3 protein-coding genes are annotated in these 11378 nt (G+C 58.9%); 1 reads left to right on the top strand and 2 read right to left on the bottom strand.

What is annotated here, in order from left to right:
* Window positions 1–194: 194 nt before the first annotated feature.
* Window positions 195–4595 (top strand): SET domain-containing protein, encoded by a 4401-nt coding sequence (locus VNV36_RS05635; protein ID WP_325716897.1) that lies wholly within the window; start codon window positions 195–197, stop codon window positions 4593–4595.
* An 83-nt stretch (window positions 4596–4678) separates the two neighbouring features.
* Here VNV36_RS05635 and VNV36_RS05640 read toward each other — a convergent pair whose 3' ends face one another.
* Entirely contained in the window at window positions 4679–6985 is a 2307-nt protein-coding gene (locus VNV36_RS05640) for a fatty acid cis/trans isomerase (protein WP_325716898.1), read from the bottom strand.
* Between the two features lie 242 nt (window positions 6986–7227).
* A complete protein-coding gene (locus VNV36_RS05645; protein WP_325716899.1) occupies window positions 7228–11247 on the bottom strand; it encodes an NEL-type E3 ubiquitin ligase domain-containing protein in 4020 nt (1339 codons plus the stop codon).
* Between the last annotated feature and the right edge of the window lie 131 nt (window positions 11248–11378).

Below are 11378 nucleotides of genomic sequence, written 5' to 3' on the forward strand. Positions count from 1 at the left end.
CTCCTGCTAACAAACGGATACCAAAGCGCAAACCGTCCTATATATATGTATGCCTGAGCGGCTGTTTCCGCTCCCTATATTCAATGCTTTCGACTAGTTGCGACACGCAATAATTCAAAGGCCTTGAAATGACGACCTCGTTATCAAACTTTTACACCCGAACACCGCCGCGAAGCCTGCAGCACCTCAATCACATGATCAGCTACCTGCATGGGCTGATTGACGAGAACTTCGACACCGATGCGAGTCAGCTTTACTTTCACCCACCCGCCGATTCAGCCCTGGGTCGCGAGTGCAAGGAAGCATTCCGTGTATTGAAGAAACTTGAGCAGGATGAAGACTTCATAACATATCTTTCGCAGCCGGCCACGGTCGACCAATCGCCACTGGGCGCTGACTTCCTCCAGGACTTTATATCTTTCCAGGCAAGTTCAACCAAAGCCCCGATACCCTCCCCTGCGGAAGTTTTCAACATTGCCGGGCACTCGGTGACGTTAAGAAATATTCCCACCTATTGGTACATGGATGCCGATGTCCTGCTGGATATCTACCGCAAGGTCGGCAACGGCGTCAAAAGTGACGGCTCTGTGCGGCTGGACCTGGTCCTCGCCTACTACACGCTTGTCCCCTCGCGTCCGGCCAGCCACGCTGACTGGCAGCGCCTGCTGGACAATCTGGTTGATCAACGCGCTTTGTGGCTGCTCGGCCACGACGGGCACGTCAGTGACCTTGAGCATCTGCTCGGCGGCCGGGGTGACGAAACGATCCAGCAAGTTATCCGCCAGATCGAGGCTGAAACGTCCCGGTCTCTGCTGGCCAATGTGGTACCTGCAACATTCAACGCCAAGTTCGAATCGTTTGCCGGCAACGTACCGATCGCATTACTGGAAACCATTTTGCAATCTGTGCAGAACCAGCAACTGGCGCGACGTTTTGCTGTAGCACTCAATTGGTACGGCACACAAGATAACCAGAGTTTCCCGCCTGGCGTATTAAGCAAATTACTGTGGCGAGCGCTCTGGCTCAGTATAAAACCGGGTCCCCACGCCGATTATCAAAACGAATTGCAGATTCTCATCGAGCCTGGCAGCCGCTATTGCTCCATACGCGACTCGTTGATCCGACACTTTCAAAGATCACTTTCCGTAAACCGGTCTGGCGCATTGCTGGCCGTCGCCATCATGAAAAGCAACGTTGCCTGTGAGGCGTGGGTTCAGGATATTCCCGACGACCTTCCCTACGGCACTTCCAGCGCCTGGGTCAATTTCAAGAGCGGGTTCATCCTCGCCGAATCCATCGCGCCCGGCTCATCCCGGCACAAGACATTTGAACAGTTGCTCAATCTGCCGGCGGAGCATTATCAGGCATACGCAGACGATGCCGAGCAACAGCGACTGGTCGTTGCCGCCAAAGTCCGCGCGGCACTGGAGTGGGCAGCAGCAATGGGATTGTTCGCTACACGTCACACCGGGTATTCGACCGGCGAAATGCAACTGGCACTGAGCACGCTGGAACAACATGAGCAAGAGGTGGCCACTGCGACGGCAAATCTGGCGCTTATCCCGCCCAGTCGCTTTCGATACGAATCCGACTCGATGTTCGACGAGGCGTTTCATGCCTGGCTGAGCACGCCACGGGCCGCCTACAAGACCTTGATCAAAGCGCTGCTGGCGCAATTCCTGCCGGCATGCGGCGGCGATCTTGAGCGGGACGAGGTAACTGTTTATTCCTTGCGCCAGCCATTGAACGACACGCAGGTCGGACAAGAGACCAAAACCGACACCGACGCGGTTCGCGCACGCGCGGGTTTTATTCTGCGAATGGTCAATCCGGCTTATCCAGCCGATGCCCGATATATTGAAGTTTTCCCCCGCGCGGGTGTCGTGCGCTGGCGCAAAGATATCAAGTCGCTGCCGGTGGATGGCGAGGTCAGGGTCGAGAAAATCGGCAGCAGCAGTCGCAGTACCCGCGCCGCTTTCAGAAAAGGCACGGAACTGGCGTTCGACTGGGATGCTTATCGCGATGGCTCGAAACCCCGCGCAAACCAGCAGGCCACTCTGATCGTGGAACAGGTCGGAGACAGGTTTGAGGCGGTCCCGATTGAACAACGCTCCCCGGGGGTAGCGGCGCGAACCCTGTCCTTCGCTGCCAATAACCTGACCTCTGCGCGCGCCGAGAAGCTGGCTGCGATGATTGCCAGGGAGCTGTTTTTCAAAGACGAGTCAGCCTTGCTCGAACAGACCCGCAAAGCCACGCGAAGTATCGACACAGGTCGAGACTTTATTGAGGACATCTCGTTCTGGGGAAAAATGTTCGTCCCGTTCTGGGGCTCTATCGAAGACCTGGCATCAGGTGATCCCCGCCGCATCGAATCCGGTGGTCTGGGCCTTTTTACAGACGTAGTGTCCTTCGGCCTGCCCTTTGGAAAATACATTGCCGGCTGCACGCGTCTGGTGTCGAACGCCGGCAAGGCCGGACTGCGTCTCGCTTTGCCAAAACTGGCCAGCCTGACACGAACCCTGGCGATCTCGACGCTGCACGAGCTTAATCCGCTCGACGCGGTGATATCAGTCCTGCGCCTCGGCCGCTTTGCTCTGCTCAAGCTTGGCAACGCGGCTTCGCGACAGGTTCGGATGGGGGTTGCACATTTGCGCGACGGAACCGTGGCGGCCCGTCACCTGCTGGCGGTCGACCCGGCAGACTGGGTGCCACGCCAGGCCAATGACCGGTTGTGCACGGTCGAGGGCATACCCAACATTCCCATGCGAAACGTAGGCAGCGTTGACGCGCCTGACTTTCGCCTGATCGATGCTGCCTCCAACCAGGCGTTCGGCCCGCGTTACCGGGAACCCGTTACCGTGATCAGCAACAGCAGCCCGCTCATACGTCAATACGCGGTGGAGCCACACTGGATTCAAGGACTGAAAGCAGACTCGCGCGGAATATTCTTCCGTCCGGACTATAACCAGAAGTTCATCTGCAATATCGATGAGCGCGGCACTGTTTCGGTCTACCAGATACGCGAGAACTCGTACGGATTTATCAGGGAAACAGCCGAGACGGGTGAAAACAGTTTCTCGGTGGTGCTGGTCGACCCGAAAACCAACCGTGACCTGTCGATCAACTTGTCATCGGTAAAACCCGGTCACTGGTACACCAATGAAATCAGGATGAAGGGCGGCGCTCCCCATGACCCGAATGTGGTAACGCCTCTGCATTTGACGCAATGGTCGCAATTCAGCGAGCTCATGCTGGATATATCCATCAAAGCGTTTGCAAAAAAACACGCTCTGGATCCAGCGGCATTCCGACAATTTGTCCACACACAAGGACAGCTCAAGCCGCTTGGTCAACAAATGCTGGATCGGGCCGACACCGCACGCACAGCCATTAACAACGAAAATCTGCAGGACTGGCGCAGGATGTCGCAAGACGACCGCAACAGGTTGACCCGCGAAGGCTTCGCGGCAGAGCACAACCTCGATCCAGCGGATTTCATCGCCCACGTCAACACCGATGGCACCCTCAGAGCGCCGGGCAAAGTATTGGAGAGGTATGCCAACAACCAGGCTTTCAGTCCTTTGACAGCCGAGCATCTCGAACAATGGCGGTCGCGTTACACCGCAACCGGGTCTGCGAGCACCATGAACACGTTCGTTGATGACAACAATCTCGACCCTGTGCTCTGGTCAACCTTTGTCAACGACAAGGGTGAATTGCGAAGCGCTGTCCCGGAATGCCTGCGGTTGCTCGCCGCGCCCGATTCAGAGGTCATGCTGGCGCGCAAATCACTTCCCGTGGGTACAGCGAGAAAGTCCGGTCCCGGACAGCTGCCAGAGCCAGCCGGGCCCAGCGGTACAAGTCCAGCATCGCAGCCCACGGCGGGCAGTTCCAAACGTGCTCGACTGGATGATGCCGTTGCAGACAATGCTGCGCCCACGGCTTTGACACCTGCACTCGGGCATAACATCAATAACAACGCTCCGATTCTGCAGGACCCGACGGATGTCAGGATCAGTCTGACGCGCAAGCTGGAAGGTGATATCGACAAAATCACGATCACCGAAACCAACCGGATCTTCTCGGATTTTCAGGGCGCCCGACTCAAGGAGATGACGCGCAGAGTCACCGAGGACATCCACGAATGGATCGCTGAAGAAGGCCGACATCACGACAGGTTGACTCGACTCTTCGAGCTCAGAAAGCCGACCGACGGCCCGGCACGGGGGTTGTCGGTGTTCGCCAAAGTCGATATCGAACCTTATGAAGTGCTGGGGCCCTACACAGGAAAGCTGCACCGCACGAAGAAATCCCTGCAGGCGGAAATACTCGATAAATCCAGTGAAAAAGTCGGCACCTTTCTGTATGCAACCGCCACGAAAAACGCCACGCTCAGCGGCCATGGCAACAGTAACCTGTTGAGCATGATCAATGCCGTCAACGTACCCGGTAAGCCCAACCTCGGTATCGAGAACGTGGGCTCGATCTGTGTCGGCAAATACATGGTGTTTTTGGTCGCTTGGGAGAAGATCCCGAAAGGTACCGAGCTGTTTCTCGATTACGGGGGCGATTACTGGAAATACATGCCCGTTTGATCAGTCAGGGTGGTGTCGGACCCGTTCCACACCACCACTGACACCCGCTGAACCAACTCACGCCACGCCTTCCGGGACAGCGGTCAAAGATTCTCGTACCGATTCATGTCCAGCACACCCTCTTCCACCGGTTCGGTTTCATGGATGTACTGGCTCAAGTCATGGAAATAGCGCCAGAACTGCGGATGGCTGCGGCGAATCCCCCAGCGATCGACGATCTTCTCGAACCGGTTGGCGTCCCTGGCCTGCTCCATGGCATCGACGAACGCCGGAACCTGTTGGGCAGGAACGTTGAACATGAAATTCGGGTAACTGGTGAGTACACCCGGATATATCGTCAAAGTGTCGAGCCCCGGCTGATAGCGCAGCGATTCACCGAGCAAGAACGCCACGTTGCTGTGCGCGCGGTTGCGCAGCAGGCTGTAGACCTCGCGCTGGCCACTGGCGGTTTCGACGCGCAGCAGGGTCGCTTCGGGCATTTGATCGATCACCCTCAGCCCTGCTGCCGGCCGCGATGCCAGGCGACTCAAGGCCTGCTCGGCATTCTGCAGCGCCGGATCGATATTCGGACGCGAGCAATAGGCGCCGTCGCAGCGATTGATCGGGTCCGGCCGCGCGTTCAGATCACCATAACGCGTCAGCAATTGCCGGGCGAAATCGCGTTTCGGGTCTTGTTCGTCGAGTTTCAGCGCGGTCGGTTTGTCGTCGTCTATGGCCTCATAGTCGAGCCACATTTTGAATTGGCCGCTGTTCTGATACCAATCGTTGAGGTAACCCTCGCGGGAGTCGGCGGGCATCAGGCGCAGGAAGTTCTGTTCGGCGCCGTTGCGGATCAGGTCGAAATACAAGCGGGTCTGTGCCTGATGGGAGACGTTGCCGAACACATCGAAATTGACCGCGAGCTGGTAATAGGTGCGTTCGAGCAACGGATAGTCGAACAGCCACATCGTTTGCGGCACTTCGCCGATCAGGCCCTTGGTCACCGCAGCGCTGTCAAAGTGGCGGAAAATGCTCAGCAACGCGTTGTCGTTGCCGGCCCACAGGGTCGACCAGCCCGGCGCCGGCAGGTCGGCGTAGCTGTCGCGACGCAGCGCTTCGTATTCGTTGCGCTTGTCGCGGTAGTTGCGCCACAGGCTCAGCACGCTGCCGACATCGTCGTTCTGCCCCGGCATCGCCAGTAACGGCGTGGCCTGGCCGCGATAGTTAGGGTCGGTAATATAGAGGTCATGCTCGGGCGCCTGGAACAGCGCCCAGAAGTTGTCGCGAATCACGTCGGTCGCAATCTGCCCACGGCACACCGGCCCGCGAATAAAGGTGCGGACGAAGTATTCGGCGTTATCGAGCATGAACTGATAGCGCGCCTGCGCCGGAATCGCCTCGAAGGTGGCAAACGGATTGGCCCGGCTCTGCGGTCCGTAACCCGGCAATGCGTTGACCTGCCAGTTGCCGTTGTAGAACAGGCTTTTGACCCGGGCCATTTTTGCCGCGCTCAGCGGGTAGGTAATGTGCGTCTTGTGCACGATCACCCCTTGCACCGGCCACAGGCGGTAATACACCTGCGTGCCCGGGTCGTCATTCGGACGGCGGGTGGCGATCAGATCGATCGGCTGCCCCGTCGGCGTACGCGAACGTACCCACTGGAAGTAATGCCCCGGTTCGCCATCCTTGAAATAGATGTGCGCCAGATACCAGTGTTCGAACAACCAGCGCCCGACCAGGCTTTGCCGCGCACCGGGGGCATTGAGCAGGTTTTCCCACTGCACGATCTGCATCGTCTCTTTGGCACTCGGCGCCAGGCCCTGCTCGTCAATCGGCGCGCCGGACGCCAGCCAGCGCTGCAAGGTCTGATACTGCTGATCGGTCAGCCCGGTGACGGCCAGCGGCATGCCCTCTTTCGGGTGAGCACCGGCATACGCGTCGAACTCGCCGGGCATCGCGCACAGATTGTTGCGATTGAGCCCCAGCACGATGTCTTGCGGCAGTTTCGCGTTCGGCGTCAGCGGTGTCTTGTGGCCAAGCTCGAGCATGCGCGCCATCAGCGCGGCCTGACTGCCCTGGGCGTCGAGCACCGAGTAGAAATCTTTCTGCTGCCAGGCGCGTTTGCCGAAGGCATCGTAGAACAGCCGCGTGGTCGGCGCGGCCCGGGTGCGTTCGCCGTCATACACCGGCATCTTGCTCGCACCACGGGCGGCGCCTTCGCCGCTGCCCAGATTCAGCTGGCAGGCGGAGTCGTAACACGCATGGCAAGCCACGCACTTCTCGGTGAAGATCGGCTGAATGTCGCGGCTGTAGGAAATGAAGGGAGAAATGGAAGACGAGATTGCAGGATCTTGCGCCGCAGCGCCCCCGCTCAGGACCAGCAACAAAAGACTGATGACGCGATACGGCATGCTGCGGGTCCCGAATGTGAAAAAAGGCTGCAATTCTACCGTTATGACGCCTGTACCAACATGAGCGATATTCATGCGCAAGTCCTGTGCGCTCTAAAAGCGCACAGGTTTGCGCGCAGCGTCCGCCCTTCAATCTCAAGCGTGCAGCGAGGCCGAGCGCTGGCTGACGCCGAATCCGGGTGACGGCAGCTGAGCCCGGCCACAGACCTGAGAGCGCGCTGCTCTCAGGTCCGCTCACTCACTCAATTGCGGTGCGACGAAGGTCCGGGTTTTGACGGGCCTGGTTGCGGCTCACCTTCACCCGGCGGCGCAAGCTTCTCAAGCTCTTCACGAGTCAGGGCCTTGAGTTTCTCGATGCGGGCTTCCGCCAGTTCGACCTCCAGGGCGCTCATCGCATCGACATAGAGCTTGAGCGCCACAGCGTCATCTCCGTCAGGACGCATATCCTCGACCTCTTCCTGTCGCTTCGTGGCATTGAGCTGAAGCTCGTCGAACACCTCGCTGTAGCGATCCTCCAGGTAGCGAACCCAGTAGTCGCGGGCAATCAGGTCCTCCAGAAACAGATCCGATGCTTCATCGGCGAGCACCGAGTTACGCGCGTTAATCAACCGCTGCCCACGAATCTTCGAGCCGTACAGCATATGTTTCGGTTGCGCAGGCAGCTTCAGGCCGTCCGGCCAGTCGTCAATCATGCCGATCCGGTATTCCAGGCGAACCTCGGCACGGTCCTTGTTTTTCGCCGCGGCTTCCGCCAGGCGGTCGACCCGCTCCAGACGAAACAGGCGCCGGGTCAGATCGAGCAAGGCTCTGCCGCGCTGCTCCAGGCGGTTTCGCGGGATGTCGCGCAGCGCGTTATACACATACACCCGCGTTTCCAGTTCGCTGAACGATAAAATCCGCCCATCGGGGCAGGTTCCGTGGGTCTGGGCATTGAGAAACAGCACCTCGCGTAGCTCGGTATTTTCGCTGGCGGCCTGGATGACTTGCCACACCCGATTGGTCAGATCGGCTCCCGACACCTTGAATTCGAGGGTAGCGGGCAGTGTTGCCAGCAAATGAAAGAACGGCTCATGGTTGGCCTCTTCGGCCAGTTGCTGCCACAGCGCCTGCCGGGTCGCACGCTCATCCGGCGCAGCATGCTCGAGCCAGGTTTCCATCGCCAGCGCACTGGTGTCTTTCGATGGATCGTCAATCACCTCTGGCGCCTCGACACCTGCATGCTGATCAACGCGCGCTGCGCCGCCATCGCCATCCGGGTCATCACTGTCATCGCTGTCGGAACCGGAATTCGAATCGGAATCCGGGTCGGAGTCGCTTTCGCTTTCGAGTTCGTCGATTTCACGCTGCAGATCCGCCTGCGAGTAGCCCATCACGTCACGGCCTGCGTTCGCCGTGCTGTGGTCCCTGAGCTGTTCCAGTGAGTTGAGGGCCAGTTCGTTACCCGACAAGTCCGTGCCCGCCACCAGCCTTTCATGGGTTCCGTCCAGCAGCCTGTCCGGGAAAAACCTGATGTCATTGTCCGACACATCCAGGGTTTGCAAATGCGCCAGATCAAGCACGCCTCCAGGCCAGAAATCCAGACCATTACCGGCCAGATTCAAGGTTTCCAGACGGCTGAAGCCAGCGGCATTGAACTCTGTCAGCGAGCCGTGACTGAGATCGAGCCAGCGCAGACGATCCATGCCTGCTCGCTCATACACGGTTTGCGCCGATGAGAGACTGCTGCCGCTGAACTCGAGTCGCTCGAGCCGGTTCAGACGGCTGACCACTTCCGGCAGCTCGTTCATCCTGCTGCCGTTGAGCACCAGCGTGGTCAACTCAGGGAACGCTGTGCAGAACTCGTTGAAGTGTTGTTGCGAAACACCTGCACCTGTCAGTTTCAGCGTGCGCACGCGGGGAAACACTTCAGGCAATACCGGTAAGTCAACGGTTTGCAACCCGGTGAAATCCAGCGTCTGCCCGGCGTCGTCGGTGTGGGCCGTCAGCCCGTCGAGCCAGCAATCACGGATTTTCCTCGCGGCGACACTTCTGCTTTGCGCAAACCTGGCCTCGACCTCCTCCCTGAATCTGAATACCCAGCCGTTCAACTGGCGTGTCAGCAACTCGTCGCTGGCCTGCCATTCGCTGATGCGCGCGTCGATCTGCGCATCGCTCAGCCCGTCTTTGCGCAATCGTGCTACACATTCTCCTGCTTGCTCACTGGATAGCAGCGGATTGATTTCCTGTACCCGGCCAGGCAGATCCGCAGCCTCCTCGACCGTCGAGGCGCGGCGGCGTATTGGCAGCAGAAGTTCGTCAATGCGAGAAAGCGCCGTCTTATGCGATGAGACAAGTAAATCCATGTATTGCGCTGAAGATTCAGTGTCGTACAGTTCCAACGCACCCTCAGGCAACCCCCTGGCCGCTTCGATACGTTGGCGCGCCACCTTCAGGGCTGTCTCGCCTGCCGGTGAGAACCGGTTGCCTGCCAGACGGGTCTTGAGCAGCAGAGCGTCGTTCGCCAGCACGGCATCGGGCAGCGAATCGATATTGTTTCTGCGAAGGTCGAGTTCCTTCAGCTCAGGCAGATTTTCGACACCTGTCGGCCAGGCGGTCAGTTGGTTTGCATACAGATCCAGTGTCTGTAACCCGGTCATCGAAGAGACGTCGAGAGCGGTCAGCTTATTGCGCGCCATGGAAAGGCGTTCAAGCTTTTTCAAGCCATTGAGCTGGCGCTGAACCGTGGGTGTGCTCTCGATTTCATTGTGATTCAGGTTCAGATCTGTCAACTGTTCGAGGTCGCCCGGTGCAATCGGCACCTCAGTCAGGCCGGAGTCTACGATTGCCAGCTCCCGCGTGCCGGTAAACGCCTGCAGAAAACCGCGGACTTGCTCGACCGGCACTTTCAGCAGAGAGAGATCCACGCTTCGCACATGGGAAAACGTTCCGGCAGGCAATGTCGGCAACTCGCTGACATATTTGTCACCGTGAGCCGTGACGGAGTGGAGCAGTTCGAAAACGCTGGCATCCTGGTCAGGTCGGGGATTCCAGCCCCCCTCTGGCAAAGGCTGTATATCGGTGCTCAGGCGATACCGCTCGTGCACGGCGGCGCGCCAGTTTTTTTCAAGCGCACGCAGCACCCTGACGTTGGGTTGCTGTAGCCAGCGCGGCAGTGGCGTAGCGGTTCTCAAGCCAATCGACGTCACCGGTTGATAAAACTGGCGGAAGATCCCATGGTGCTCGAGCCGTAACGCCTCCACGGCCTTGAGCCGGGTATCGGAGGTCTCCCACAGCGTCGTTATGCGCTCCAGCAGCGGGCTGTGCAGCCCCATCTCCCCGGCCAGAAACTGCAGTTCGCCCGCGCAGTAACGACGCACCATCGTATTCATCTCAATCAGGTGCCCCCAAGGCCCGATATAGTTTTTAACGTACTCATAGGCAGGCTTGAAGTCCTCAAGGGAAAACTTCGACCAGTCCATCGACAACCCTGCCCATAATTTTTCATGTCCGGTATAGAGCGCCTGGGGAATGGCGGCGACAGAAGTATGCGAGAGATCCAGACGCTCCAGCGCAGGCAGCTCCTGCACCGAAGGGGGCCACTGCGACAGGCCCAGCGCATCGATCCTGAGGCTTTTCAGTTGCCTGAGCGGCGTCAGATCGACGTTTGGCCCGCTGGCGGTGTGCCCGGGCAGATCGAGATGGAGTGATTCGACAGAGGTCAACCCCCGCAACCGGGTGGCAAAATCGCTGGCCAGCCTCGGGACGACCGTTCTGAACGTCAGGCTTTTCAGCGACGCCATCCGGCTCACAGCCGAAGGCAGGGTGGTCAGTACCTGCTCGTGCATCGTGTAGCCATTGAGGAAAGTGCCTCGCGCGCCCAGCGAGAGCGTTTCGACGTTGGCAAAGCCCGACAGGAAAGCGTCGGCATTGGCGTCGGTCATGCCATTGCCGCCAATCGACAGCTCACGCACATGGGAAAAGTCCATGGCCAGCGCAGGCAAGGGGTCGTAGGTGACAATGTAGAGCTTGCCGAGGGCCGGCATTTCAGCGGCCAGCGGTGCACTGTGCCAGCAGGCTTTGAGCGCAAGTATGGTGCGCATCTTGTGATCGGTCCCGGTCTGCTCCCAGGGCGCCGCTGTCGATGGGCCGTGCCATTGGGTCAGTGTCGCTTCGAGTTGCTGCCATTCTTGCCGACGGGCCTCGATGAACTCGAGGATCTGTCTGTCACTCTTGCCTTCCCGCCACTGCTTGAGAATAAACCCGTTAGCCTGCTCTTCGGTCATGCTCGGGTAGACATCGAGCAAGCGTGCGGTCAGGTTGGGGTTGGGCCCCCGGCCTCTGCCACTGGCGGAGTAACCGACCATCCTCTCGTTGATTCGCACAGGCGGCTTGAACCATTTGGCTGACGGTTCCA

The organism is Pseudomonas sp., from assembly GCF_035554175.1.
Classification (GTDB): domain Bacteria; phylum Pseudomonadota; class Gammaproteobacteria; order Pseudomonadales; family Pseudomonadaceae; genus Aquipseudomonas.